Below are 26,566 nucleotides of genomic sequence, written 5' to 3'. Positions count from 1 at the left end.
TGGAGAGTCGGCGCAGTCAGGCCGCTCGATGAAGCAGGAACCCACCGAAGCGACCCGTAGATCATCACGCGGCGCCGTAGGAATCCCCTTCCTTTAGGACGGGGAGGATGTCAAATAGGCGACGGTCTTTTTCACCATTGCCTCGGCCTCCGTCTTGGTAACGAAATCGTCGGCTGCGGCGGGCAAGGCCAACGCGCACAGTAGGGTCAGCGGCAACAACGTGCGTACACGCAAGGATTGGACGATGTACATTGAAGCTCCCTGGAAAGAGCGCCCGGTTGGCGCAAGGTCCACGCTAGCACGCGTGCCGGTGCGGCGGTACACTCAGCACTGCTAGTGTCCTGAGTGTGCGCGCCAGGGCGGGACCTTAGTTGAAGCTCAAGCCGCCGGGATTGGCGTTGGTGACGGTTTTCGCCTTCAGGTCCACCGTAAAATGATCGCTTGGCTTGGCCGAGCCGAGTCCCTTGAAGATCGAGAACACCTGCTTGAACTGGTCCTGGAACAGTACGTGGACAGGGTTCTGGTCCGACGGCTGGGCGCCCACCCTGGCCGGAGCCGCCGGCTTGGCAGGAAACGCCGCCATCAATACCTTGTACATGCGCACCCGCTCCGCGCCCATGTCGCGCAGGGCCAGTTCGCCCGCATACACGGTGCGGTGGAAGTCGCCGTGGAAGTCGTAGGCGGAGACGTTGGCAAAGTCGTCCAGTTGCAGGCCCGCCGCCGCCGCCAGCTTGCCGGCGCGGCTGGTGGCCTCGGCCCAGTCGGTGGCCAGTTGCGCGGCCGGTGTTGGCGTGCCGGCCGCCGTTCCCTTGGCCGCGCATGACGCGGTGAGCGGCACGATGCCCGGCGCGTCCTTGAGCTGCGCCAGCGTGACCCTGGTGTCTAACTGCGACAAAATCAGCATCTGCTTCGCATTCAGGCTGGTCGCCGCTTCCTTCATCTCGCACGGCCAGTATTCATCCATGAAGCGCAGGCGCGACAACTCGCCGAAATAGTAGCGCGTAAATTCACCGTACGACCTGGTATCGAGGATGGCGTGGTTCCAGCGCTTCTTGATATCGACCTCGGCGCCGCTGCCTTGCAGGTAGGCGTACTCGCTCTCGTACAGCGCAAAGAGCTCGTTAAAGCGCGGCACGTTGGCCAGGGCCACGGTGCTCACGTCGACCGTGTCGGCATCCTTGTAGGTGAGCACCTTGTACGAGGCGCCGTACACGGCCAGCGACGGCGACTGCACATTGACCAGGAAGTTACCCGCAGCATCCTGATAGTCGTTGGTGCCGTTAAAGTGCATGTGACCGCCCACATGCAGGCGCAGGCCGGTGGCCGCCAGCGCCGCCGTGGTGGCCGCCGCCGGCACGCGCGCCGTCTGGAACGCGCCCGGCTTGAACACGGCCTTCATGGCGTCGGTCTGGTTGGCGTAGAAATCCATGGTCGGATAGTGCGAGAACGCCATCAATTGCTTGCCTTCGGCCCTGGCGCGCGCGGTGACCGACTTGATCCACTCCATCTGGTGCCGCTTGTGCGTGAGGACCTTGTTCCAGCCCGCATTGCCGGCGCCATCGAAACCCTTGAACGCCTTCGGGTTGGCCGGGTCGAACGAGGCGTTCGGGATAAACACGTTGGCATCGATCGACAGCAGCCACAAGCCCTTGACCGGCTCGACCAGGTAGCTCGAATCGATGATGTCGCTGCACTTCGTGTAAGGCTTGCCGAGGGCTTTTTCGCCGTCGGCCCGGTACATGCCGCCTTCGCCTTCGGCGCACATTTCGAACTGGCGGTTGCGCACGTCGCCGCCGACCATCGCTTCGGCGTAGCTGTATTTGCCACCCGGGTATTTGCTGAACGGGGTTTCCCAGTGCAGGTCGGCCTTGTTCGGCATGTAGCCAAAATCGGACAGCTTGGCGATCAGCTTTTCGTAGCCCATCTCCAGCAGTTCGTTGGTGCAGACGACGGCCGGGTCCTTGGCCTTGCAGCCCGCGTTCGCGCTGGCGAACACCTTCTGCTCCTTGCCGTCCCTGGTCAAAAAATCGCTCTTGCCGGCTTCGTCATCGTCGTACGGCTCGTTGGGGTCGTGATTGCCTGGTGCGATAAAGAAGCGCATGCCCTTGGCCTGGTACTCGTGCAGGATGGCGCTGATGCCGTTGATGTTGATCGGCTGCGCATCGTCCGAATAGTCGCCCGGCAGCGCGACCAGGCGGATGCCCCTGGCGAACGCGTCGTCCAGGGCGGCGCGGAAGGCGAAGTAGTTTTCGTTGAACAGGCGCGTCGAGGTGAGCTGCGCGTACATGGTGCGGATGGTGGCGTTCTTGCCATCCTTGGTGGGAATGCCGCTGAACTGCGCGCTCTTGAAGTCGCCGTACACGTCTTCGAAATGCACGTCCGTCATGAAGGCGACGCTCGGCGTCGCGGCCGGCGCCGCCACCGGGGCGGGCGCCGGCGCGGCGGCAGGTTCGTCCTCGCTGCTGCAAGCGGCCAGCAGCAACAGCGAGGCGGCGGCCAGGCCAAGGGACGGGCGAACGGAAAGTGTGATTCTCATGCATCGACTCCGGTGGACCGGCACCTGGCCGGGCGGGGTGGGGAAGCGCGCATTCTTGCATCGCAAAATGACCTGCTCATGACAGTCGCCTTGCGCAAGCACGCGCGATGCGCAAGAATGGTTCTCTTTCAACGACACTGCCGGCGTCCCGCGCGCCCGGCCTGGCACCATGTTGCGTCAATCTCTTGCTGTATTTATCGGGCCGGCACGCGCCATCGCGATGCTGGCCTTTGGGGTGGGCGCCTTGAACGTACACGCCGCGCCGGCCAGCCAGTGCTTCGGCAGCGTGAGCAAGGGACGGCTCGAAGGGGGCGTCCAACTGCCGGTATCGGGGCCGAACTTTTCCGCCTACAGCGCACAGGCGATCGCCGCCGGCCGCACCCACGTGCATGCGACGGTGGCGCGCATCATCCTGGACGCGTACGCGGGTGCGCAGGCGGCAACGCCATCGGCCAGGTTTGTTTACGGCGAGACCGGCATGGTCAACGGCGGGCCGTTCGCGCCGCACAAGACCCACCAGAACGGGCTGTCGGCCGACTTCTTCGTGCCGCTGCGCGATGCGCGCGGCGCGCCGGCCTCGCTGCCGGCCAGCGCCCAAAACCACTACGGCTACGACATCGAATTCGACGCCGACGGCCGCTACCAGGACTACCGCATCGACTTTGCCGCCTACGCCGAGCACCTGTACCAGCTCGACGCGGCCGCCAGGGCGCACGGCGCGGCGCTGGGGCTGGTGATCGTCGATCCGCGCTTCATGCCGGCGCTGCTGGCCAGCGCGCGCGGGCCGTGGCTGCGAACGCACATCCCGTTCATGAAGGGCAAGCCGTGGGTGCGCCACGACGAGCATTTTCATATCGATTTCAAGCTCGCCTGCGCGCCGCTTGGCGCCGCACCTGCAAGCCGTCGGCCATGATCAGCGCCACGCTGGAGGGCGAGCCACGGCGGGCCGATCAGGTTCGCGCCAGGCAGGCGCTGCTGGCGCCTTCGAAGCGGTCCAGTATCTCCATCTGCTCCGCGCGGCATGGCAGCTGTTCCAGCGCCTTGAATTGCGCAACCGTTTGCTGCGCAAGCGGCAGGGGGCTTAACAACAGGATGAACATGGCGCCCCAGAACGGCAGCGAGACGCAGCTGAAATGCGCAGCGTTGCGCGGCCGGGCCGATGTGTGCCAGTCGTCCTGGATGAAGTCCAGGCAATTGAACGCGGCGCAGATGCGCTCCACCACGCGCTTGTCGCCGGCGAATGGAACGAAACGTTCCGGCTTGGCCAGCATGCCCGGTATGCTCGAGTACTTGCTGATTTGCTGGTATGCCGCGCGATGCAGGAGATAGTCCTCCAGGCCGGCGTTCGATGCAATGTCGCCAAGATGGTCGGAGCCGAAGATCATCAGTCCCTGCAATCGGCCCATCGAGCTGGTGAAGTGGTCGGCGCACGGCTTTTTCATCAGTGGAGCATGGCGCCGGTAGGCGGCATCGAGCAGATGATAGTGCTTTCCGACCTCCGCGCCGGGCAGGAGGTTGCGCCGGCACAGAAAGTAATAGAACTGCGACTGTTCGCTCTCGTCGAGCAGCGACGGCGCTTTCTTGATGTTGTTCGTGAGGCTGGGCCAATTCTGGGGATACCAGTCGGGGTCGACGCCCTTGGCAAGGCCGGCTTCCTCTGTTGCAATAAAGGTCATGAAAATACCTTTGATTTCTTCCTTCGTGGCCATCGCTCCTCCTTCGCTAATAAGGAATCGGCCATATTACCTTAATGACAAGGTCGCCGCAGCTCGGAAGATACGCTCACAAGCTGTGGCCAAAAACTCACGAGGCGGGGCCTAACGCATCGCCAGTCGGAATGTTTACTTTCTTTGGCGACATGAAAATGGTACCCTGCGCTATTATGCGAAAAACATCATTATCTCCGCCGCCAGTCACCATCGAAACACTATGAACAAGAAAAAGTTGGGAATCATCGCCGCGGGCGTCGCCCTGTGCGCCGCCGCCGTGGCTGGCTATGCCATGTTCGGCTGGAAGAAGGCGCACCACGGCAAGGGCCTGAACATCGACCTGTCGCAGCCCGACGCGCTGATCGTGACCAAAAGCCTGTCGTCGCTGCCGCGCGACCTGCTCACCATTGCGCTGGCGCGCGACGTGCTGCGCGAGGATTTTGTGTTCTATTATGAGCAGAATGGCGACAAACTGGGCCTGCAGGGCGCCTTGCGCCGCATCGCCTACGAACATCAACTGGGCTGGGGCGACCAGTTGATCCGCACGGTGCTCGACGAGCCGGCCGACGTGGCCTTGTGGCGCGAGGAAGACGGCTCGCTCAAGCACTTTGCCATCGCCGTCTCGCGCAACAGCATGACGCGCCTGCTCGAACAAGCGGGCAAGGTCGCGCTCAAGGACACCCAGATGACGCTGGCCGGCGAGATTCGCGTCGAGGGCGACAAGGTCGCGCTGTACTCGCTCAATTATGCCCACAATCGCACTTTGCTGATCGCCGCGCGCGGCACCCGCATGGTGATCCTGTCCGATCCGGCCATGGTGTTCGGCGCCGACGGCAAGGCCGACGGCAAAGCCGAAGCGACCGTGGCCAACCTGCTCGCCGCCGATCCGAAAAAGCAGCAGGCCTTGCGCCAGCAGTTCCACCTGGACGCCCAGCCGGCCGACGGCCACAGCGTGGCGGTCAAGGCCGACGTGCTGGCCTTCGGCTACCAGCCGTTCTTCGGCGCGCTCGACGCGCTGCGCTTCGACTTTAGCAAGGGCCAGTGGCAGACGCGCGCGCTGGTCGACGCCGGCAAGCTGGCCGCCGGCGGCTACGACAACCGCGCCCTGTGGCCGGTGCTGCCGCATAATCCGGCCGCCTGCTTCGCCTTGCCCGCGGATTGGGCCGCCATGAAGACGGTGCTGGGCGACGTCGACGCATCGTCCAACGTGGCGCCCCTGTCCGAACAGTTGACGGGACCAGCGGCGGTCTGCTGGTACGGCACGTCGCGCCTGTACACGCCGCTGGTGGTGGCCACCCGCAAGGCGGGCGGCGGCGACGAACTGTATGGCGCGCTGTTCACGGCCGCCATCGGCAACAAGAAAAGCGGTGCGGTGCAAAAAACGGCCGGCCCGAACGGCGCCACGCTGTGGCAGCGCGAAGTCGCCACCGGCATCGGTCCCCAGCATCCGACCCTGGCGGTGAGCGGCCAGACCGTGCTGTTTTCGCCAGACCGCAAGCTGGTCGAACAGGCGCTCGCGGTCGCCCGCAAGCAGGCCCCGGCGATCGCCGACCGCCTGAGCGATTCCTCGCGCACGGTGGGCCTGATCGCGCCGTCCGCGCTGGCCGAGTTGATCCGCAAGGAAGCCTTCGACGCGCTGCCGTCCGCGCGCGAGCCGGTGCTGCGCGCCGCCGCCGATGCGCACCTGGTGCCGCGCCTGAACGCGCTCAAAAAATATCCGCCATACCGGCTCGTGCTCAAGTCGCTGCCCGCCAGTGGCGTGAGCTGGCAGCAGGTCGAGTGGCAGGCGATCGATAAATGATGGCAGTCACCCGCCGTCGCCTGTTGGGCCTCGCCGCCGGCTGCGCCGTGCTGCCGTGGGCGCGCGCGCTTACCGGCGCCCCGGCCGCCGTCATGCCCGCCTGCCTGTCGAAGGCGCAGAGCCGCGCCTTCCAGGCGTGGATGCTGCGCATCGTGAACGCGCAGATGGAGCAGGGCCCGTCGCCGCGCTGGCAGCACCGCGACTGCGCCGGCCTGGTGCGCTTTGCCGTGAACGAGGCGCTGACCGTGCATGACGCCAGGTGGATGCGCGCCAACGGCATCGGCAGCGATGGCCAGCTGCCTCCCGAACTCGAACTGACGCCGGCCCAGCAAGTGCTGCGCAACCGCTGGGTGCAGACCGGCGGCACGGTCGGCCATTATGTGTCGGCCATCGGCCTGGTGCAGAACAACAGCCGCTTCATCGGGCGCGACGTCAATCAGGCGCAGCCCGGCGACCTGCTGTTTTTCGACCAGGGCGACGAACATCACCTGATGGTCTGGATGGGCGCGCGCATCGCGTACCACACCGGCACCGTCACACCGAACGACAACGGACTGCGTACCGTTGATGTCCCACAACTCAAAACCTGGAAGGACACGCGGTGGCAACCAGCGGTCGACAATCCCAATTTCGCCGGCATGTTCCGGCTGGCGTTTTTAACATGAACAATCCAATCACACGCGTCATGGCGCTGCTGGTGCTGCTGTGTACCCTGCAACCGGCGCTGGCGCCGGCCCAGGAGGCCGAGGCGGTCGAGGTCCAGGCCAAGCCCGCCGCGGCCGGCGCCGCGCCGTCCGGCACCAATTACACCAGCTTCAAGGGCGAACCGTTCTTCCTGCTGTCCGACGCGGCCTACGGCAGCGGCGAAGTGGCCAAGGTGCGCCTGGAAGTGCCGGGGCGCGATATGGCGCGCTCCAACCTGGAGGAGTACGGGGGCGTCGATGTGCTGGTGTACCGCGTGCCCGAGCCGCTCGAGTTCCTGAAAAAGCAGCGCAACCTGCACCGCGTGCAGGTGGCCGGCAATTACAAGGGCGAGGGCTTGCTCAACACCCTGACCATGCTGTGGGACCGCTGGTGGAAGCAGTCGCGCATGGCCTGGCGCAAGCTGTTTTCGAACGATGCGCGCGAGGCGGTCACCAGCGCCCAGCCCAAGCTGGCCACCAGCGAGTCGATCACGCGCCCGGTGCCGTTCCGCCAGCAGCCGCAGTACGAGCCGCTCAAGGGCTACGATCTGGTCGACCGCTTCCGCTATCCGGTCTGGAAGGCGCAGATCGTCACGCCGCCGGCCGGCATCAAGATGGAAGGCTCGAGCAGCGAATTTATGGCCACCAGCGCCGGCAACGTGATGATCCCGATCGGCCAGCGCAAACCGGGCCTGTACCTGGTCGAGGCGATCATCGGCGAGCACCGCGCCACCACCCTGGTGTTCGTGTCGGACACGATGGCCATTACCAAGGTGTCCGCCAACCAGATGCTGGTGTGGGCAGCGCGGCGCGACAACGGCGCCGCGGTGCCGGACGTCGACGTCACCTGGACCGACGGTAGCGGCGTGCTGCAATCGGGCCGCACCGGCGCCAATGGCGTGGTCTCGCTCGATCGCGGCAGCCCTGAGCACACCTATGTGATGGGGGAAGACCGCAGCGGTGGCGTGTTCGTGTCCGAGAATTTTTACTACGACAGCGAAATCTATAACACCAAGGTGTATGCCGTTACCGACCGTCCGCTGTACCGGCCGGGCGACGAAGTCAACGTCAAGTTCATCGGCCGCGAATTTACCGGCGCGCGCGCGTCGCAGGCGGCCGTGACGGCGCCGCTGGCGCTGACCGTGTTCGATCCGAACGGCACGCCGCTGCTGACGCAGTCGCTGCAACTGACCGGGGAAACCGGCAGCGATACGCGCTTCCGCCTGCCCGACAACGCCGGCGCCGGCGGCTACGAACTGCGCTTCACCTACCGCGACACCCAATACGGCGCCGCCTTCCGCGTGGCCGACTACGTCAAGCCGCATTTCGAGATCAACCTGGTCCCGGCCAAGGCCGACTTCAAGACCGGCGAAGACGTCAAGGGCCGCATCGAACTGCGCTACCCGGACGGCACGCCGGTCGCCAAGGCCAGCCTGTCGTTGACCCTGCGCGCCCAGAAGAACGCCATGGTCGAAGGCGAATTGCGCTACAGCGGCGCGTTCCCGGTCGAATTGAAGACCCAGGAACTGGTCAGCGACGGCAAGGGCAATGTCGATTTCGTCCTGCCGCAGGCCAAGGACCCGTCGCGCTACATCCTCACCGTGCTGGCCTCGGATGGCGCGGCCTACCGCGTCAAGAGTACGCGCGAACTGATGATCGAGCGTTCGGCCAGCCAGTACACGCTCAAGGCGCAGCGGCGCTTCTCCGCGCCCGGCGAAACGGTGCGCTTCGACGTTGCGGCCGAGGCCACGGCGGGCGCCAAGCCGGTGCGCTGGGAGATGATCCAGTTAGAGAAGCAGACCAGGACCGAGGGCGTGTTCGACGCGTCCAGGCCGACCTGGGATGTCAACTTCCCGGCATCGGGTTCGTATCAACTAAGCCTGCGCGACGCCCAGAACAACCTGGTCGGCGGCACCAGCCACTGGGTCAGCGGCCAGGGCCTGGCCGCCACGCCGGGCAGCATCGAGATCGTGCTTGACCATGAACGTTACCGCGCCGGCGACACCGCCGAAGCGCTGATCACCTTCGCCGACCCGGTCGACCAGGCCTTGCTGACGCTTGAACGCGACAAGGTCGAACAGCTTGGCCTGCTCAGCGCCGGCGCCGACTGGATCAAGCCGGTGCGCGTGGCGCCGAACCAGTGGCGCGTGAGGATTCCCATCAAGGACGACTACGGCCCGAACATCACGTTCTCGGTGGCGTACACGCGCAAGGGCGACTTCGTGTTCCAGAACGCCGGCATCCAGATCGTCGAGCCGCGCATCGCGCTGCAGTTCAAGACCGACAAGGAAGTCTACCAGCCGGGCGAGAAGGTCACCATCGACGTCACCGCGCGGATGGACGGCAAACCGGTATCGACCCTGGTCACGCTGGGCGTGGTCGACGAAATGATCTACGTGCTGCAGCCGGAGATCGCGCCCGATATCGGCGACTTTTTCTATCACCCGCGCCGCAACAACGTGCGCACCACCGCCAGCCTGTCGTTCATCAGCTACGACCTGGCCGCCGGGCGCAGCGCCGGCGCCCCGGCGCGCCATAACTACAACGAGCGTGGCGTCAAGGTGCTGGAACGCCCGCGTCGCGACAATGTCGACACCGCCTTGTGGGCGCCCGCGCTCAAGACCGATGCCGACGGCCGCGCGCGCGTCACCTTCACCATGCCCGACGCGCTGACGCGCTGGCGCATCACCGGCCGCGCCATGGATGCGCAGGGGCGGGTCGGCCAGCACAGCGGCTATCTGCGCTCGGACAAGAACTTCTTCGCCAAGTGGACCGCGCCGGACTGGATGCGCGTGGGCGACGCGCCGCAGGCGTCGGTGGCGGTGTTCAACCAGACCGCCAGCGACCAGCCTGTTGAAGTAAGCCTTACCGCCGGCGCCGTCGTCAAGACCGAGAAGATCACCGCCCGCCGTGGCGTGAACTATGTGCAGTTTCCGCTGCCGGCCTACAGTGGCCCGATGCGCCTCGAAGTCAAACAGGACGGCAAGCTGGTCGACGCGCTCGACACCGAGGTGCAGGCATTGCCGGCCGCCTGGAACAGCCCGCGCACCCTGAGCGTGCCGCTGAGTGGCGTTAGCGTGCCGCTCACGCTGCCGGCGGACGCGCGCAATATCCGCGTGTCGTTCGCCAGCGGCGCGGCCAGCCACTTCGCGCGCATCGCCGACGACCTGATCGAGTATCCCTACGGTTGCGTGGAACAGACATCGAGCCGCCTGATTCCGCTGGCGCTCGGATTGCAGAACCTCGGCCCGGAAGCCGGCCCGGTGCAACTGCGCCTCTTGAACACCTTGCAGGCGCAGCGCCTGCGCCTGGTGTCGATGGCCGGTCCGGAAGCGCAATTCGGCTGGTGGGGCAATGCCACCGCCGGCAATTCGCTGATGACGGCCTACGCCTATTACGCCGACTGGTACGCGGCGCGCGCGCTGCGCATCGAGATGCCGCCCGAGCACTGGCAAGGTTTGCTGGCCATGTACGGCAAGGAAGGCCTGAAAGAACCGGTGCTGCACCGTGCGCTGACCCTGTGGCTGGCGCAGGAAATGGGCTTGCCGGTCAAGACGCTCGCTTCCGGCCTGGCCGACGAACTGGCCAAGACCAAACTTGACGCCAAGCCGGCCGCGCTGGCGCCGACCAGCAGCATGCTGCTCACCGCCGAAAGCGGCAACTCGCAGGCGCTGACCCTGGCCCTGCTGTCGGTGATCGCCGCCAACGATGGCGTGGCGCTCGCACCCGAACTGCAGGAGCAAGCCGGCGCCGCGTGGACCACCTTGCGCGCCAACCCGGCGCCACTGGCGCAAGCCTTGCTGATGCTGGGCGGGCAGCTGCCGGCCAGCCAGGCCGACGCCGTGCTGGGCGCGGTGCGCTCCGACATGGCGACCCTGGACCGCGCGCTGACCTTGGTGTGGGTGCAGAAGAAGCTGGGCGGCCCGCCGGCCGCAAAAGACCCCGGCGTTACGCTTGCCGGCACCTGGCAGAAATCGGCCAGCCCGCTCGGCCAGGCCTTGTTCCGCTGGCAGCCTGTAAAGGGTGTACCGACCCAGTTGCAACTGGCCGAAGCCGCGCCGGAGAACACGGTGGCCATCATCGAGTACGACAGCCGCGAAGCGGAAACGCATACGCTGCCGGTCAAGATCGAACGGCGCCTGATGCGCATGGAGCAGAAGGACAAGACCTTCAGCCCCGTGCCCGTGAAAAACGGCGAGGCGTTGCGCACCGACGCGCTGTACCTGGACGAAATCACGCTCACGCCGGCGGCCGGCGCGAAGTACCGCTATGGCTTGCTCGACGTGGCGCTGCCGCCCGGCGCCTCGGTCGAGGCGACCACCTGGGGCATGACGCTGGCCGGCGAGAAAAAGGAAGCGCTGGAAGCTGCGCGTCATGAATCGCGCCGCGAAGGCTACGTGGTGCCGGTCGAGCCGCTGGCCGAACCGCTGCGCGTGCGTCATCTGCTGCGCTTTGCGCAAAAAGGCAGTTACGTGCTGCCGCCGGCGCGCTACTACCGCATGTACCAGCCCGAGAACAAGGCGCTGGAAGGCGAGGGCAAGACCATGCGCACCTTGCAGGTCGAATAATGCCGGCATGGCGGTCAAGCCGATGCGCATTGGCGCTGGCGCTGTGCGCACCGCTGGCGCAGGCGGCCACGCTCGATGTGGCGTGGTGGCGCGACGGCCAGCTCAGCGCGCTGCAGCTCGACGACAAGGGTGGCAGCAGGCGCGCGCCCTTCGACGGCGCGCGCCAGGTGCCGCTGGGCAGCCTGTGGAAGCTGTTCGTGTATGTGTATGCGATCGACAAGAAAGTACCGACCCCGGACTACACCTGCGGCGGCCAAAAGAACGAGGAAGTGTACTGCTGCACCGCCGGCAAAAGCATCGCGCGCGACCTGGCGCTGGCGCAATCGTGCGGCCTGTTTTTCTCGCCGGCCCGGTTGATGCTGACGCGCCGCCCGTGGCGGCAGTATTGGAGCGGGCGTCTTGGGCGCGATGCGAGCGGCGAATACGACTGGCTGGCCGACCCGGCGAACCTGGCGCCGGAACGCCTGGTCAGCCTGCGCAGCCTGATGCTGGCGCTGGCCAGCATTCCGGCCGACAGCCGCAAGGACGCCGGGTCGGCGCTGCTGCACGTGGTGCTGGGCGCGCGCGGCGTCAACACCGCCAGCTGGTTCGGCAGCCGCCTGCGTGTGAAGACCTACTCGTGGCACCATCCGCAGCGCACGACCGAGCGGCTCGGCGGCGCGGCCGGCTGGCTGGCCGATGGCACCCCGCTGTGGTTCGGCGGCGCCGACACCAGCAGCCGCATCCTGGAAAAATGGGCACCGCGCCTGGCCAGTACCTTGCCGTCGGCGGCGGCGCCGCTTGATGCGGGCTGCGTGCTGGTCGATTACTTCGCGCGCTATCCGATCAAGGCGGTGGCGGCGGGGCGCAACGCCGCCGTGCCGGGACTGCTTCGCGGGCCGTACCAGGTGCGCTTCGAAAACGGCCGCAGCCTGGCGTTTTTCAGCCAGAACGACATGCTGCTGGAGCGCGATCCGCAGGGCCGGACGCGCCTGACCGGACGATTCGGGGTCAACGAGTACGTGGCGCGCGTGATCGATCGCGAGGGCGGTACCAGCGCGCCGGAGGCGGCCAAGGCGCTGGCGGTGGCGGCGCGTACCTATCTGCAGCAGAACGCGCAGTGGGCCGAGGGTTGCCAGCGCATCGCCGACAGCAGCGCTACGCAGCGCGTCGCTCCCCAGCCGGCCAGCGTGGCGGCGCGCGCCATCGCCGACTGGACCGACCAGCTGGTGCTGTCCGGCGTGAACGTGCGCTATCACGCCGAGACGGCGTCGAAGGACACCATGGCGTGGAGCCAGGCGGTGGGGCAGGCGCAGCAGGGAATGCGTTTCGACGCCATCCTGACTGCGGCCTATCCCGGCGCCGACCTGACCACGCTGTCGGGCGGCGACTCGCAGCAGTGCGTGCGCCTGCCCGGCGCGCAGGCGTGGCTGGCGCGCGAACTGCCGCAGTGGGAGCGCGTGCTGCGCAAACAGGCCGGCTACGAAACACCGGCCGAACCACCGGCGGTATGCCACCTGGTGCGCGGCGCGCCGTATTCGGAGCAGTCGCGTAACCGGATCTATCTGCGCGGCCTGGCCAGCCGCGAGGACCGCATCACCCTGGTACACGAGTTCCTGCACCTGGGCCTGCGCAAGCACCCGAGCGGGCAGGATGAAGTCCTGGTCGAACAACTGGCGCGGCGCCTGGTCGATACGCGCCTGGAAGCGCATCAATAATCCCACCACACCTGATCATGAAAATACTGTTGATATCCGCACTGCTGTTGTCCACCACCGCCCTGGCCCAGGTGAAGATCGACTCGCCCAACAGCGGCTGGCGCAATTCCAAGGGCGCCAAAGAGGCGTATTCGCAGGATGTGAATTATCCGGCGGCGTCGGTCAGCGTGCAGGAGGGGCAGAGTCCGACGGCCGAGATTCGCGGGCGCATCGCCTCCAAGGGCAAGAGCAAGCCGGCCACCCTGGTGGTCAACGGCGTGGCGATGCCGATGGCGGTGCAGGAAGACGGCAGCTTCGCGCGCCCGTACGCCTTCGGACGCGGGTCGAACAGCGTGGAAGTGCGCTCGCCCGACGGCAAGGCGCGCAACCGCACCCAGTTCCTCGATTCCTACGCCGGCAAAACCCAGTCGCGCCTGCGCGTGGTGCTGTCGTGGGACAGCGACGGCACCGATGTCGACCTGCACGTGGTCGCGCCCGACGGCGGCCACTCGTGGTACGGCAACCGGGTCATGCCCAACGGCGGCGCGCTCGATGTCGACGTCACCACCGGTTATGGCCCGGAGATCTTTTCCAGCGCCGCGCCGCCGAAGGGGAACTACCACGTCTATGTGAACTATTACGGGGCTGGCCAGGACAGCGGCATCCTGACGGTGGCGCAGGTGGCGATCATCACCAACGAAAATTCACCGAACGAGCGCCAGGAAGTGGTGCGCGTGCCATTGCGCGCGCCGGGTGAACTGACCTTGGTCAAGTCGTTCGTGTTTCCTTGACCTGCGCTCCGAAAACAACGCCCTTCATCGGCGCTTTGACAGTTTTTGAAAGGCATGTAAAACTGTCGTCAGGAAATACGATCCTGGCTGCGTACCGACCGCGCCAGTCTTATGACGAATTGGAGTGCAAGTGAGTACTGCAGCATGGATCTACGATGCCAGCATCGTTATCAGGAACGCCCGGCAACCGGAGGCGTTCAACGCGATTCGCACATCGTTCGAAGGATGCGACTCCTTTTTCGCCGAACGCGCACGCGCCGAACGCGACTTCCCGGCTTTCCTTGAATCGATCGGCTTCACCAGCCAGCGCCAGGAAGGCGCGCTGCTGATTGACGGCGGCGATATCGAGATCATCACCAACTGGCTGATTCGCCTGTTCGACACGCTCGGACCCTTCGTCGAACCGGGCGGTGTGCTGGAGATCCGCGACGAAGAAGGCGAGCAGATGACGTTCTGCTACGACGGCAAGCAGATGGACATCGAATTCAGCGAGTAATGTAAGGCGGCGGCGCGCCGCTTCATGCTACATTGGCACCCCATCAATTTTGCAGGAGTGCCGCGTCATGCCACCGAATCCCGACATCGCCTCAATCCGCGCCGACCTGCTCGACGAGATGGCTGCCTATATGGCGCGCTGCGCCGAAGACCCGGACAACGAGCCCCCGTACGGCAAGGCCGAAATCGCCGCGTGTGCGAATATCCTCGATGCATACGCCGCCGCCATCGACAAGCTCCCCAAGCCTGCCGACCATGCAGCGATCATGAAAGAAGTTGAACGCGTCGTCGTGGCCCTCAACGAGTTCGATGAACGCGCCGGCGGCGTGATCGAGACCGAAGAGCGCGAAAAACTGTGCGACATCATCTACCTGGTTGCCAAGGACGCCGGCCTGCAAGCCGACCAAGACATCACCGAACAATGGCGCGACTGGTAAATACAGGCACTGCGACACGCACTGCGACGCGCACCTCGCGCGCAACCTTGCAATTTATATAGTCCAGACCTATACTTCGCCGGTAGTCAAGCTTCTGGTTCTGGCAAACAATCGTTTGCCGGATTAAATGGGAAGCCGGTGCGCTCCTTCACGGAGCAAAGCCGGCGCTGCCCCCGCAACGGTAAGCGAGTCAAGGATGTGCATCACGCCACTGTGCAAAGCATGGGAAGGCGCATATCCCGGAAGTGGGCTTCGGCCCCGCCACTCGCCAGCCCGGAAACCAGCCGAAGCGGTAAGTCGTTTGTATCGCGGAGGGCGATCCAGGTGGATCGCTGCGTACCGCACCCATCTCAGGTTCCTTCTCCCCTTGCAAGCCCCCGGTTGCCGGCCTTGGCAAGACGCGCGCGTCTGCATTGGACTGGCTCTATGCGCAGTGCTTTTGGAAGGAATGCCATGTCGTCGATCCGCAGCGTCACCCCCACCTTTGACGAACAAGTCCCGTTTACCGCCATCAAGGAGCGCATCGTGCAAGCCATGTGCGCCGCCAGCCTTGGCGCCGTGCTGCTGTTCGGCGCCGGCTTCGCCTCGATGGAAACGCTGCACAACGCGGCGCACGACAGCCGCCACTCGGCCGGCTTTCCATGCCACTGATTCGCAGCGCGCCCGCAACGGGCCTGGGCACCTTTAACCGCATCCTCGCCAGCGCGGCGGCGGCCGGCATTCTCGCCGGCCTTCTGCTGACCGGCGTGCAACAGGTGCAAGTGGCGCCCATCATCCTGCAGGCCGAGGTGTTCGAAAGCGCCGCGCCCGTAGCGCTGGAAGTGGCGGCGCCGCACAGTCACGCCGACGCCACGCCGCACGAGCATGCGGACAATGGTGCCCACGAAAGCGCGCATGAACACGGCGGCTGGCAGCCGGACGACGGTCTTGAACGCACCTTCTACACGGCGCTGGCCAATATCAGCGCCGGCGTCGGTTTTGCGCTGCTGCTGGCGGCGGCCATCAGCCTGCACGGCCGTGCAAGCGGCTGGCGCGCGGGCCTGTTGTGGGGCGCGGCCGGCTACACGGCGTTCTTTGTCGCGCCCTCGATCGGCTTGCCGCCCGAGCTGCCGGGCACCGTCGCCGCGCCGCTGCTGGCGCGCCAGCTCTGGTGGACCGCCACCGTCGCGGCCAGTGCCGGCGGCCTGGCGCTGGTGGTCTTCGCCAAAAACTGGCCGCTCAAGATCGCCGGCGCCTTGCTGCTGTTCGTGCCGCACCTGGTCGGATCGCCGCAGCCGGCGGTCCATTCGAGCAGTGCGCCGCCCGAGCTGGCACGCAGCTTCCTGTACGCGACCTTGCTCGCCAATGCCGCCTTCTGGCTGGCCATGGGCGCGCTGTCGGGCTACTTCTACAAGAAGTTCGGCTGACCGATGCGCACCCACGACCGGCACGTGTTCATGTGCGTCGGCCCGCGCTGCACCGAAAACGGCGTGCAGGCGCAGGCCGTGTTCGAGCATATGGGGCGCGAGATCGATGCGCGCCCGGACTTGTGCGTCAAGCGCACCCGCACCCACTGCATGGTCGCGTGCCGCAATGAAGGGCCGATCGTGGTGGTGTATCCCGAAGGCGTGTGGTACCGGCGCGTCGATGAAGCGGCGGCCGCGCGCATCGTCAGCGAGCACCTGATTGGCGGCACTGAAGTGACCGACCTGATTTTCCATCGCATCGGCGAAGGCGACACACTCGTGGCGGACAATGACACCTGATTTTCCTCAAGGCCCGGGGCCCATCGCGCTGCTTACCCACGCATCGAACGACCTGACGGTCCTGCACCACGCCGTAAGCCAGTTGCCGCCCGAGTTCGGCGCGGTGGCGGGCGTGAACCTGCAAGGACTCGACGCTGACGGCGCTACGGCGCTGCTCACGCGCGAGGTGCAGGGCGCGCGCATCATCATCTTGCGCGTCCTCGGACGACTCGGCAGCGTCCCTGGTTTTGCCGACCTGGTCAGTCATGCGCGCCGCACCGGCCAGCACCTGATCGCCATCAGCGGCACCGGCGAGCCCGATCCGGAGCTGGCCGCGGTATCGACCGTCGCAGCGGACGTGCTGCAACAGACACTGAACTACTTCCATTGCGGCGGCAGCGGCAACCTGGCGCAGTTGCTGCGCTATTTGTCTGACCACCTGCTGCTGACCGGATTCGGGTACGAAAGCGCGCTGGCGCTGCCGGAACACGGCATTTATCATCCCGACCTGGCGCAGGGCGCCGCCATCGACGACTGGCTGGCGCTGCGCAATGCCGGCGCGCCGAGCGCCGGCATTGTGTTCTACCGCGCGCATTGGATGAGCGGGAACACGCGCTTCATCGACGCGCTGCTGGGCGCCCTGGAAAAGCGCGGCATGAACGTGCTGCCGGTGTTTACGTCGTCCTTGCGCAGCGGCGCCGGCGGCGCTGGCGCGCTGCCGGACGCGCTGCGCTACTTCAGCGACGCGCGCGGGGTGCATATCGACGTATTGATCAACACGACATCGTTCGCGATGGGCGAGATTACGCCTGGCGGCCCCACGCCGGCCGGCTGGTCGGTGGGCGTGCTGGAAACGCTGAACGTGCCGGTGCTGCAAGCGATCACCAGCGGCATGACCCTGCCGCAGTGGGAGCAGTCCGCGCGCGGCCTCAATCCGCTCGATACCGCGATGAACGTGGTGCTGCCCGAATTCGACGGGCGCATCATCACCGCGCCGGTGTCGTTCAAGTCGCGCGCCGCCGGCCTGCAGGGCGACGCGGTCGACTACGAGCCGGTGCCGGACCGGGTGGCGCGCGTGGCCGGCATCGCCGCGCGCTTTGCACGCCTCAAGCACGTGCCCAACGCCGAGAAGCGCGTGGCCTTCATGTTCACCAATTCGAGCAGCAAGGCGTCCCAGATCGGCAATGCGGTCGGGCTGGACGCCCCGGCTTCGCTGATGCGCATCCTGGACGCCATGCGCGATGCCGGCTACGACGTCGGCCAGCCGCCCGCCGACGGCACGACGCTGATCCACGACCTGGTCGCGCGCTGTTCCTACGACCAGATTTACGTGACCACCGAGCAGTTGCGCAACGCCGCCGGCCGCGTGCCCGCCGCGCTGTACGCGCAATGGTTTGCCGAGCTCACGCCCGACATGCAGGAGAAAATGAGCGGTCAGTGGGGCGCGGCGCCGGGCGAAGCGTATGTGTGCGACGGCCACCTGGCGCTGGCCGGTATCGAATTGGGCAATACCTTCGTCGCGTTGCAACCGCCGCGCGGCTACGGCATGGACCCGGACGCGATCTATCACCAGAGCGACCTGCCGCCGACCCACCACTATTACGCGCTGTACCGCTGGCTGCGCGATGTCTGGCGCGCCGACGCCATCGTCCACGTCGGCAAGCACGGCACGATGGAATGGCTGCCCGGTAAAGGCGTGGGCCTGTCGCAGAACTGCTTCCCGGACGCCTTGCTGGGCGACTTGCCGCTGTTTTACCCGTTCATCATCAACGATCCGGGTGAAGGTTCGCAGGCCAAGCGGCGCGCGCACGCGGTCGTGGTCGACCACCTGACGCCGCCGATGACCACCGCCGACACGTACGGCGCGCTGGCGCAGCTCACGCAACTGGTCGACGAGTATTATCAGGTCGAAGTGCTGGACCCGGCCAAGCTGCCGCTGTTGCAGCAGCAGATCTGGGAACTGGTCAAGCAGACCAACCTGAATGCCGACCTGCAGGCGCGCCTGCTGCACCACGATCATGATCACGACCACGATCATGGACACGGCCATCACCACCATCACGACCATGATCACGATCACGGCCACGACCATCACCACGAAGAGGACGGCGAGCTGCCGGCCGCGCTGGCGTCGATGGGTGGCTCCGACGTGGCCCACCTGATCGAAGATCTTGACGGCTATCTGTGCGAGCTCGGTTCTGCCCAGATCCGCGACGGCCTGCATATCCTGGGCGGCGGCCCGGACGCGGAACAAATGCCGGCCATGCTGGTATCGCTCACGCGCCTGCCCAACCTGGATATTCCGGGCCTGCAGGCCGAAGTATCGAAGCTGTTCGGCCTGACGATGGACCTGCTGCTCGACCAGAAGGGCCGTCGCATCAACGTGGCGCCGGCACTGGCGCGGCTGGCGCAGTGCGCCGTGGTCACGCGCTCGGATGCGCTCGACGCCATCGACGCCTTGTGCCTGCGCTTGTTTACCGAACTGGCGGCGCGCGAATATCGCCCGGCCGCCATCGATGATGTGCTCAACCTCGTCTTTGCCGACATCGATGGCGAGCAGGTGGCCGCGCCGCTGCTGCAACCGGCCCTGCGCGTCAAATCGAGCATGCTCTCGCAAATGGGAAAGGCACGTCCCGCGCCCGCTGCCGTGCGCGCTGCTGTTTCCCCCATCGCTCCGGTGGCGCCGGCAGTCAATCGTTTCGACGCGCTGCGCGCAGTGCTCGGTTTCGCGTGCAGCCAGCTGGTGCCGAACCTGGCGCGCGCCACCGACGAAATCGACAACCTGATCAACGGCCTGTCCGGCGCATACGTACCGGCCGGTCCGAGTGGTTCGCCCACGCGCGGCATGGCCCACATCCTGCCGACGGGCCGCAATTTCTACTCGGTCGACCCGCGCAGCGTGCCGTCGCAATCGGCCTGGCGCGTCGGCCTGCAACTGGCGCACGAGGTATTGACGCGGCACGAGCGCGAAACCGGTGAATATCCCGAGAGCGTCGCCATCAGCATCTGGGGCACCAGCGCAATGCGCACCCACGGCGACGACGTGGCCCAGATCCTGGCGCTGCTCGGCGTACGCCCGGTATGGCGCGCCGAAAGCCGCCAGGTGAGCGGCGTGGAAGTGATCCCGCTCGACGAACTGAAACGCCCGCGCATTGACGTTACGACCCGCATCAGCGGCTTTTTCCGCGACGCGTTCCCGCAACTGATCGACCTGATCGACGATGCCGTGAACACCGTCATCGCCCTCGACGAACCGCTCACGCACAACTTCGTGCGCAAGCACTACCTGGCCGAACTCGGAGGCTGGATCGAACAGGGACTGAGCCCGGAAGAGGGCGCGCGGCGCGCATCGTACCGCGTGTTCGGCGCCAAGCCGGGCAGCTACGGCGCCGGCATCCTTCCCTTGATCCAGCATAAGAACTGGGAAGCCGACGCCGATTTCGCCGAAGCCTACGTCAACTGGGGCGGCTACGCCTACGCGCGTGGTGAACAGGGCGCCGACCAGCGCGACGCCTTCAAGGTGCGCCTGTCCGGCGTGCAGGTCGCCCTGCACAACCAGGACAACCGCGAACACGACATTTTCGACAGCGACGACTACCTGCAATTCCACGGCGGGATGATCGCCACCATCCGCGCGCTGACCGGCCAGCAGCCGCGCCACTACTTCGGCGACAGCGCCGACCCGGCGCGCGCGCAAGTGCGCGACCTGAAGGAAGAAACCCTGCGCGTGTTCCGCTCGCGCGTGGTCAATCCCAAGTGGCTGGCCAGCATCCAGCGCCACGGCTACAAGGGTGGGCTGGAACTGACGGCCACCGTCGACTACCTGTTCGGCTACGACGCCACGGCGCAGGTGATGGACGACTGGATGTACGAAGACGTGGCCCAGGCCTACGGCTTCGACGACACCATGCAGCGCTTCCTGGAAGAAGCCAATCCGTGGGCGCAGAACGCGATTGCCGAACGCCTGCTGGAAGCGGCCAGCCGTGGCATGTGGGCCGAGCCGCGTCCGGAAACGCTGGCCAAACTGCGCGAGCTGTATCTCGATAGCGAAACCCTGCTCGAGGCACGCGGCGAAACGGCGCGCAATGGATAAGATGAAGATCATGAATTTTCCGTTTTCGGCCATCGTCGGCCAGCCGCAGTTGCAGCGCGCGCTGATGCTGTGCGCGGTCGATCCCGGCATGGGCGGTGTGCTCATTCGCGGCGACAAGGGCACGGCCAAGAGCACGGCGGCGCGCGCGCTGGCCGACGTGCTGCCGCATATCGACACGGTCGCCGGCTGCGCCTACAACTGCGGCGCCGGTTCGGTGTCCGAGCACTGCGACACCTGCGCCAGCGGCGCGCCGCGCCTGGCCCCGGTACCATTCGTGACCCTGCCGCTGGGCGCGACCGAAGACCGCGTGATCGGCAGCGTTGATCTTGCGCGCGCCCTGCAAGGCGGCCAACGCGTGTTCCAGCCTGGCTTGCTGGCGGCGGCGCACCGGGGCGTACTGTATATAGATGAAGTCAACCTGCTGGCCGACCATCTGGTCGACGTGCTGCTCGACGTGGCGGCGATGGGCGTCAATTCGGTGCAGCGCGAAGGGCTGTCGATCCGCCACCCGGCGCGCTTTACGCTGGTCGGCACCATGAACCTGGAAGAAGGCGACTTGCGCCCGCAGTTGCTGGACCGCTTCGCCCTGATGGTCGAAGTGGCCGCCCCGCGCGACAAGAAAGTGCGCTCCGAAGTGGTGCGCCGCCGGATCGCTTTCGAAGCCGATCCCGCGGCATTTTGCGCAACGTGGGAAGAGCAGCAGCAAGCCTTGCACAGCCAACTGGCCGAAGCTCAGCGCCTGCTGCCGCAGGTGGCGCTGGACGACGCCATGCTGGACCTCATCAGCCACCTGTGCTGCGAGTTCGAGGTGGCCAGCCTGCGTGCGGACATTGTCATGCATAAGGCGTCGCGCGCCCTTGCGGCACTGGACGGGCGGCTGCAAGTGACGCCGGCCGATCTGCGCAGCGCCGCCGAACTGGTGCTGCCGCACCGGCGCCGCCGAAAACCGTTCGAACAACCGGGCCTCGATCATGACCGGCTGGACGAATTGATGCGCGACGCATCGCCGCCGCCGCCGGCGCAGGACGACGCCAGCGAATCCGGCGACGGCGAACAAACGCCATCCGATGAACAAGGCGAAGAGCAGGTGTTCGCAGCCGCCCCCAGCGCCGCCGCGCCGCGCATCGTGGTCGAATCGACCTCGGGCCACAGCAGCGCGGGCCGCCGCAGCGAAGCGATGGGCGCCACGCGCGGAAGAGTGGTGCGGGCCGTGCCCGACCAGCAGCCGACCAGCATCGCCATCGGCGCGACCTTACTCAGCGCCGCCATGCGCGAGCCCGGCCACGTGCAGGTCACGCGGGCCGACCTGCACCAGCAGATCCGGGTCGGCAAAAGCGCCAACCTGATCCTGTTCGTGGTCGACGCCTCCGGCTCGATGGCCGCCCAGCGCCGCATGGAAGCGGTCAAGGGCGCCGTGCTGGCCCTGCTGACCGATGCGTACCAGCGGCGCGACACGGTGGCCGTGATCTCGTTCCGGGGCCAGTCGGCGCACCTGCTGCTGGCGCCGACGGGTAGCGTGGAGCGTGCGCAGCAAGGTTTGTCCGACCTGCCGACCGGCGGGCGCACGCCCCTGCCGCACGCGCTGCACCTGGCGCTCGACACGCTGGAAAAATCGGCCCATCGCGCCCCGGCGCTGATGGTGCTGCTCACCGATGGCAAGGCCAACGTACCGCTGGCGGCCGATGGCGACGCCTGGCGCGAGTCGCTCGACCTGGCCGGCAAGCTGGCCGAACGCGGCGTGCCCGCGCTGGTGCTCGATACCGAGAGCGGCTATTTGCGCCTCGGACGCGCCGCGCAACTGGCGCACACCCTGGGCGCCGAATGCCTGACGCTCGAGCAGCTGTCGGCCGACAACCTGGCGCTGACGATCCGCGCGCGCCTGGCGCCCACCTGACAACACGGAATATGAGGAGCAGTTTTACATGATTATTTGCATAGGCGCGGGACCCGGCGATGTCGGCTACCTGACGCAGCGCGGCGCGCAGCTCATTCGCGAGGCCGACGTCGTCGCCGGCTTCGACGCGGTACTGAACGTGGTCCAAAGCCTGATCCCGGCCGAGGCCCATGTCATCGGCATGGCCTACCGCGACCAGGTCGCGCAGCTCGACGAGGTGGCGCGCCTGCACCATGCGGGCAAACGCTGCGTGGTCGTGTTCATGGGCGACATCCACTTCAGCGGCTTCCAGTACCTGGAACGGGTCGAACGCGCGTGCGGCCACCCGGTCGAATCGCTGCCCGGTATTTCGTCGGCCCAGATCCTGGCGTCGCGCGCCAAGGTGTGCTTCGACGAGACCACCTTCATCACCTTCCACCGCCGTGGCGACCTCGATCCGTTCAAGCGCCACCTCGTGCATGTGCTGCAGGACCAGCGCAACGCGATCGTGATCCCGTGTCCTTGGGATGCGGCGCGCTCGTTCATGCCCTGGCATATCGCGGCCTACCTGCTGGAAAACGGCATCTCGCCCGATCATCCGACCGAAGTGTGGGAAAACCTGACACGCGGTGAAGCCGAATGGCATGGCAGCCTGCTCGAATGCGCCAGCCATACCTGTTCCGACATGAGCATCATGCTGATCCGTACGCTCGCGCCGATGGCCAGCCAGATCGAGGCGGCGCCCGCACCATGACCCAACAAGAAAAGCTCGGCATCGTCGTCGCGGGCCACGGCAGTCGTGACCCGGACGCCGTGCGCGAATTCGAAGCGCTGGTCGAACTGGTGCGCGCGCGCGCGCCGAACGACGTTGTCACGCATGGCTACCTGGAGTTTTCCAGCCCCACTATCGCGGAAGCGGTGCAGGCCAATCTGGCGCTTGGTGCGCGCCAGGTGGCGGTGGTGCCCGGCGTGCTGCTGGCCGCCCGCCACGCCAAGAACGACATGCCGGCCGAAGTGCAGGCCATGGCGCGCGATTACCCGGATATCGATTTCCATTTCGGCGCGCCGATGAACCTGCACCCGCAACTGCTGCAACTGGCGCAGGAACGCATCGTCGAAGCCGAGGCAGGCTCGCCGCTGACGGTGCGCCGCTCCGACACCTGCCTGGTGCTGGTCGGACGCGGCACCACCGACCCGGACGCCAATGGCGAAGTGGCCAAGCTGGCGCGCATGCTGGAAGAGGGCATGGGCTTCGGCGGCGTCTACGTATGCTATTCGGGTACGGCCACGCCGCTGGTGGCCGACGGCCTGCGCGCCGCCGCCCGCATGGGCTACCAGCGCCTGGTGGTCTTGCCGTTCTTCTTGTTCGACGGTGTGCTGGTCAAGCGCATTTACGCGGCCGCCGACGACCTGCGCGAGCGCGAACCGGGGCTGGAAGTACTCAAGGCCGGCTACTTCGGCGTGCATTCGCATGTGGCCGACGTGATGATCGAACGCGCGCGCGAGGCGGTGGCCGGGCGCGCCGCGATGAACTGCTCGCTGTGCAAATACCGCGTCCAGATCGTCGGCTTCGAGCAGCAGGTGGGCGAGCCCCAGCAGGCGCACCACCTGGCTGTGCGCGCTCTGCTGGCGCAGGCGCCGTTGGTATCAGCAGCGGCGGCAGCGCCAACGTATGCGCCGTACGAGCCGCATCCGATCGAGGCGGAGAGCTTCCAGATTATCGGCGCAGGGCGCGACTGGTCGGGGTTTCCGGCTTCGCACATGACGATTCTCCAACGCCTGGTGCATACCAGCGGCGACTTCGGCGCGGTCGACGACATGTACTTTTCGCCGGGCGCGGTCGAAAGCGGCATCCTGGCGCTGTTGCGCTGCAAGCGCGTGCTGACCGATGTGACCATGGTGCAGACGGGCCTGAAGCGTCAACTGCTCGAAACGCTTGGCATCGACACCTGGTGCGGCGTGCATGACCGCGAAACGCACCTGATGTCGGCGGCCGAAGGCATTACGCGCTCGGCGGCGGGCATCCGGCGCGGCTGGCAAAAGTTCGGCAACGACGTGGTGCTGTCGATCGGCGACGCACCGACCGCGATTGCCGAAGCGGTTCGCCTGATCCGCGACCACGGCTGGCGCCCGCAACTGGTCATCGGCCTGCCGGTCGGCTTTGTCGGCACGCGCGAAACCAAGGACGAGCTGCGGCGCTGCCTGCAAGTGCCGCGCATTACCAACAGCGGCACGCGCGGCGGATCGCCATGGGCGGCGAGCGTGGTCAATGGCCTGATGATTGACGCGCTCAATCAGCTTGCAGGGTATGAAACGCGTTGAACGGGTTCGCTTCGATCTTTCGGTCCTGGCGTTAAACGGGCTGCGGCGCGGCCGCACCACAGGCAGTTGCGCCACGGCGGCGGTCAAGGCGGCACTCGGCCTGCTGCTGCACGGTGTACGCAGCGAGGCTGTCCGGGTCAGCCTGCCCGATGGTGCGCATTACCTTGAAGTGCCAATCCAGATGGTGGGTTGGAGCGACGGCGGCGCAGCGCGGGCCGAGGTGTTGAAAGACGGCGGCGACGATCCGGACAACACGCACGGGGCCACCATCTTTGCCGAAGTGCGGCGCAACGATGCGCGCGTGGTGCGTTTTTTTGCCGGGCGTGGCGTCGGCACGGCGACCCGTCCCGGCCTGCGCGTGGCGGTGGGCGAGCCGGCGATTAACCCGGTGCCGCGCCAGATGATGCGGCGCGCGGTGGAAGAAATGCTGGACGACGCCATGGCGGAGCCGCCCGACAGCGGCTTCGACCTGACCATCGGCTGCGAAAACGGGGACGTCATCGCGCGCAAGACCTTCAATCCGCGCCTGGGCATCGTGGGCGGCATCTCGATTCTCGGCACCTCGGGGATCGTGGAGCCGATGTCGCTGTCGACCTGGATCGCGTCGGTGGAAGTGTATGTGCGGGTGGCGCTGGCCGCGAGCACCGAGAGCGTGGCTTACCTGCCCGGAAAAATCGGGCGCGAGTTCGCCAGCGGCGTCCTGGGCCTGCCGGACGAACGCTCGGTGCAGATCGCGAACTTTCTCGGCGACGCGCTGGACTTCACCGAAAAGGCGCTGCGCGAATCCGGTCGCAGCCTCGATGTGCTGTGGCTCGCCGGCCACCCGGGCAAGCTGGCCAAGGTGCTCGACGGGTTTTGGGATACGCATTCGAGCAAGAGCAACATGGCAATGGCCGGCGTCGCGCGCGTGGTCGCGCAGATGGGCGGCGATGCGCAACTGGTACACGAGATTGAAAATGCAAACACAGTGGAAGCAGCAATGGAACGTTTAAAGAGTGAGCCCTTCGCCAGGGCGGTGTGGATCGAGATCGAGCGCCGTATCGGCATGCTCGCGCGCGCGCGCGTGCCGTCGGTGAAACGCCTCGAAGTGCGCCTGTTCGACCTCTCCGGCAACCCGCTCGGGGTGGACGCGTGAGTACCGGCACCCTCTGGGGCATCGGCGTCGGCCCTGGCCCGGCCGGCTACCTGCCGCTGGCGGCGCTGGACGCCCTGCGTCGCGCCGACCTGGTCTACGCGCCGCGCGCGCGCGGCGCCGGGCTGTCGGTCGCGCTCCAGTGCCTGGCCGGGATCGACATCGACCCGGCCAAGCTGCGCGAGATCGAATTTAACATGGACCCGGACCGCTCGGTCCTGAGCGAGCACTACGCGCAACTGGCCGACGCCATCGCGCTGGAACTGCGCGCCGGGCGCGACGTGGCCTACCTGACCATCGGCGACTCGCTCACCTATTCGACCTACGGCTACGTGCTGGCGGCCCTGCGCGCGCGCATTCCAGACCTGCCGCAGCGTACCTTCCCGGGCATTACCAGCTACGCGGCCGCCGCGTCGGCGCTGGCCTGGCCGCTGGGGGAGGGCAAGGAGCGGGTATTGATCTTGCCATGCCCCGAAACGGCGGAAGAACTGCGCAGCGACATTCTGACGCATGACATCGTGGTGCTGATGAAGGTCGGCGCGCGCCTTGGCTGGGTGCTCGACCTGCTGCGCGAGATGGGCATTGCCGAGCACTGCGCGTTTGCGCGCCGCATCGGCCTGCCCGGAGAATTGCTGGCCTCCGGCGTGGGCGACCTGGTCGCCAACGACGCGATGGGCTACCTGGCCACCTTGCTGGTGCGCCGTCAACCACGGCAGGAGAGATAAG

The 26,566-nt window shown here is 66.5% G+C and carries 20 protein-coding genes and 1 riboswitch; of the genes, 17 read left to right on the top strand and 3 right to left on the bottom strand.

Annotated elements, in window-relative coordinates; all coding sequences use genetic code 11:
- Nucleotides 1–93: 93 nt before the first annotated feature.
- Nucleotides 94–252 (bottom strand): hypothetical protein, encoded by a 159-nt coding sequence (locus F1735_RS21485; protein WP_167238846.1) that lies wholly within the window; start codon nt 250–252, stop codon nt 94–96.
- 115 nt (nt 253–367) lie between these two features.
- A complete protein-coding gene (locus tag F1735_RS21480) occupies nt 368–2,536 on the bottom strand; it encodes a metallophosphoesterase family protein (protein ID WP_222853047.1) in 2,169 nt (722 codons plus the stop codon).
- Between the two features lie 169 nt (nt 2,537–2,705).
- On the opposite strand from F1735_RS21480, the gene F1735_RS21475 reads away from it, so the two are divergent.
- A complete protein-coding gene (locus F1735_RS21475) occupies nt 2,706–3,449 on the top strand; it encodes a penicillin-insensitive murein endopeptidase (RefSeq protein WP_229505889.1) in 744 nt (247 codons plus the stop codon).
- 37 nt (nt 3,450–3,486) lie between these two features.
- On the opposite strand, the gene F1735_RS21470 is transcribed toward F1735_RS21475, so the two are convergent.
- Nucleotides 3,487–4,212, bottom strand: coding sequence for a hypothetical protein (locus F1735_RS21470; protein ID WP_167238845.1), 726 nt, complete (start codon nt 4,210–4,212; stop codon nt 3,487–3,489).
- Between the two features lie 253 nt (nt 4,213–4,465).
- On the opposite strand from F1735_RS21470, the gene F1735_RS21465 reads away from it, so the two are divergent.
- From F1735_RS21465 to cobI, 16 genes are all read left to right on the top strand, one after another.
- Nucleotides 4,466–6,046 (top strand): DUF2138 family protein, encoded by a 1,581-nt coding sequence (locus F1735_RS21465; RefSeq protein WP_167238844.1) that lies wholly within the window; start codon nt 4,466–4,468, stop codon nt 6,044–6,046.
- On the top strand, nt 6,043–6,711 hold the full coding sequence (locus tag F1735_RS21460; RefSeq protein WP_222853046.1) for a DUF1175 family protein: 669 nt from the start codon (nt 6,043–6,045) through the stop codon (nt 6,709–6,711). Before F1735_RS21465 ends, F1735_RS21460 begins: the two co-directional genes overlap by 4 nt.
- Nucleotides 6,708–11,297 carry an alpha-2-macroglobulin family protein gene (locus F1735_RS21455; protein ID WP_167238843.1) on the top strand — a complete coding sequence of 1,530 codons (4,590 nt, stop codon included), beginning with the start codon at nt 6,708–6,710 and terminating at the stop codon, nt 11,295–11,297. The genes F1735_RS21460 and F1735_RS21455 overlap by 4 nt, the downstream gene beginning before the upstream one ends.
- On the top strand, nt 11,297–12,994 hold the full coding sequence (locus F1735_RS21450; protein ID WP_167238842.1) for a DUF2300 domain-containing protein: 1,698 nt from the start codon (nt 11,297–11,299) through the stop codon (nt 12,992–12,994). The genes F1735_RS21455 and F1735_RS21450 overlap by 1 nt, the downstream gene beginning before the upstream one ends.
- Nucleotides 12,995–13,011: 17 nt before the next feature.
- Nucleotides 13,012–13,764, top strand: coding sequence for a YfaP family protein (locus F1735_RS21445; RefSeq protein WP_167238841.1), 753 nt, complete (start codon nt 13,012–13,014; stop codon nt 13,762–13,764).
- A 130-nt stretch (nt 13,765–13,894) separates the two neighbouring features.
- Entirely contained in the window at nt 13,895–14,260 is a 366-nt protein-coding gene (locus F1735_RS21440) for a hypothetical protein (RefSeq protein WP_167224225.1), read from the top strand.
- Between the two features lie 67 nt (nt 14,261–14,327).
- Nucleotides 14,328–14,696 (top strand): hypothetical protein, encoded by a 369-nt coding sequence (locus tag F1735_RS21435; RefSeq protein WP_167238840.1) that lies wholly within the window; start codon nt 14,328–14,330, stop codon nt 14,694–14,696.
- Nucleotides 14,697–14,774: 78 nt separating this feature from the next.
- A riboswitch (cobalamin riboswitch) is annotated at nt 14,775–14,999 on the top strand.
- 150 nt (nt 15,000–15,149) lie between these two features.
- Nucleotides 15,150–15,347, top strand: a complete 198-nt coding sequence (locus F1735_RS21430) for a CbtB domain-containing protein (protein WP_166888775.1) — start codon at nt 15,150–15,152, stop codon at nt 15,345–15,347.
- Complete coding sequence (locus tag F1735_RS21425; protein WP_167238839.1) at nt 15,338–16,102, top strand: CbtA family protein; 765 nt, start codon at nt 15,338–15,340, stop codon at nt 16,100–16,102. Before F1735_RS21430 ends, F1735_RS21425 begins: the two co-directional genes overlap by 10 nt.
- A gap of 3 nt (nt 16,103–16,105) precedes the next feature.
- Nucleotides 16,106–16,441 (top strand): (2Fe-2S) ferredoxin domain-containing protein, encoded by a 336-nt coding sequence (locus F1735_RS21420; protein WP_167238838.1) that lies wholly within the window; start codon nt 16,106–16,108, stop codon nt 16,439–16,441.
- Complete coding sequence (locus F1735_RS21415; protein WP_167238837.1) at nt 16,431–20,513, top strand: cobaltochelatase subunit CobN; 4,083 nt, start codon at nt 16,431–16,433, stop codon at nt 20,511–20,513. The genes F1735_RS21420 and F1735_RS21415 overlap by 11 nt, the downstream gene beginning before the upstream one ends.
- A 10-nt stretch (nt 20,514–20,523) precedes the next feature.
- On the top strand, nt 20,524–22,407 hold the full coding sequence (locus tag F1735_RS21410) for a magnesium chelatase subunit D family protein (RefSeq protein ID WP_187364316.1): 1,884 nt from the start codon (nt 20,524–20,526) through the stop codon (nt 22,405–22,407).
- Nucleotides 22,408–22,435: 28 nt separating this feature from the next.
- On the top strand, nt 22,436–23,140 hold the full coding sequence (locus tag F1735_RS21405) for a cobalt-precorrin-7 (C(5))-methyltransferase (RefSeq protein WP_166870018.1): 705 nt from the start codon (nt 22,436–22,438) through the stop codon (nt 23,138–23,140).
- Entirely contained in the window at nt 23,137–24,708 is a 1,572-nt protein-coding gene (locus F1735_RS21400) for a precorrin-8X methylmutase (RefSeq protein ID WP_167238836.1), read from the top strand. The genes F1735_RS21405 and F1735_RS21400 overlap by 4 nt, the downstream gene beginning before the upstream one ends.
- Entirely contained in the window at nt 24,695–25,843 is a 1,149-nt protein-coding gene (cbiD, locus tag F1735_RS21395) for a cobalt-precorrin-5B (C(1))-methyltransferase CbiD (protein ID WP_167238835.1), read from the top strand. The genes F1735_RS21400 and cbiD overlap by 14 nt, the downstream gene beginning before the upstream one ends.
- The gene (gene cobI, locus F1735_RS21390; protein WP_167238834.1) at nt 25,840–26,565 is read left to right on the top strand and encodes a precorrin-2 C(20)-methyltransferase; all 726 of its coding nucleotides are present in this window, start codon (nt 25,840–25,842) and stop codon (nt 26,563–26,565) included. The genes cbiD and cobI overlap by 4 nt, the downstream gene beginning before the upstream one ends.
- Nucleotide 26,566: the final 1 nt, after the last annotated feature.

Source organism: Massilia genomosp. 1 (genome assembly GCF_011682185.1).
GTDB lineage: Bacteria > Pseudomonadota > Gammaproteobacteria > Burkholderiales > Burkholderiaceae_D > Telluria_A > Telluria_A rubra.
Note: the sequence above shows the minus strand (reverse complement) of the source record. Positions and strands in the feature narration are given on the sequence as shown.

Bases quoted from the DNA above. Each gene is read 5' to 3' on its own strand.
- F1735_RS21455 (WP_167238843.1), top strand. From the start codon at position 6,708: ATGAACAATCCAATCACACGCGTCATGGCGCTGCTGGTGCTGCTGTGT.
- F1735_RS21425 (WP_167238839.1), top strand. From the start codon at position 15,338: ATGCCACTGATTCGCAGCGCGCCCGCAACGGGCCTGGGCACCTTTAAC.
- F1735_RS21405 (WP_166870018.1), top strand. From the start codon at position 22,436: ATGATTATTTGCATAGGCGCGGGACCCGGCGATGTCGGCTACCTGACG.
- F1735_RS21475 (WP_229505889.1), top strand. From the start codon at position 2,706: ATGTTGCGTCAATCTCTTGCTGTATTTATCGGGCCGGCACGCGCCATC.
- F1735_RS21445 (WP_167238841.1), top strand. From the start codon at position 13,012: ATGAAAATACTGTTGATATCCGCACTGCTGTTGTCCACCACCGCCCTG.
- F1735_RS21410 (WP_187364316.1), top strand. From the start codon at position 20,524: ATGAATTTTCCGTTTTCGGCCATCGTCGGCCAGCCGCAGTTGCAGCGC.
- F1735_RS21460 (WP_222853046.1), top strand. From the start codon at position 6,043: ATGATGGCAGTCACCCGCCGTCGCCTGTTGGGCCTCGCCGCCGGCTGC.
- F1735_RS21420 (WP_167238838.1), top strand. From the start codon at position 16,106: ATGCGCACCCACGACCGGCACGTGTTCATGTGCGTCGGCCCGCGCTGC.
- cbiD (WP_167238835.1), top strand. From the start codon at position 24,695: ATGAAACGCGTTGAACGGGTTCGCTTCGATCTTTCGGTCCTGGCGTTA.
- F1735_RS21465 (WP_167238844.1), top strand. From the start codon at position 4,466: ATGAACAAGAAAAAGTTGGGAATCATCGCCGCGGGCGTCGCCCTGTGC.
- F1735_RS21435 (WP_167238840.1), top strand. From the start codon at position 14,328: ATGCCACCGAATCCCGACATCGCCTCAATCCGCGCCGACCTGCTCGAC.
- F1735_RS21485 (WP_167238846.1), bottom strand. From the start codon at position 252: ATGTACATCGTCCAATCCTTGCGTGTACGCACGTTGTTGCCGCTGACC.
- F1735_RS21450 (WP_167238842.1), top strand. From the start codon at position 11,297: ATGCCGGCATGGCGGTCAAGCCGATGCGCATTGGCGCTGGCGCTGTGC.
- F1735_RS21470 (WP_167238845.1), bottom strand. From the start codon at position 4,212: ATGACCTTTATTGCAACAGAGGAAGCCGGCCTTGCCAAGGGCGTCGAC.
- F1735_RS21400 (WP_167238836.1), top strand. From the start codon at position 23,137: ATGACCCAACAAGAAAAGCTCGGCATCGTCGTCGCGGGCCACGGCAGT.
- F1735_RS21415 (WP_167238837.1), top strand. From the start codon at position 16,431: ATGACACCTGATTTTCCTCAAGGCCCGGGGCCCATCGCGCTGCTTACC.
- F1735_RS21480 (WP_222853047.1), bottom strand. From the start codon at position 2,536: ATGAGAATCACACTTTCCGTTCGCCCGTCCCTTGGCCTGGCCGCCGCC.
- F1735_RS21430 (WP_166888775.1), top strand. From the start codon at position 15,150: ATGTCGTCGATCCGCAGCGTCACCCCCACCTTTGACGAACAAGTCCCG.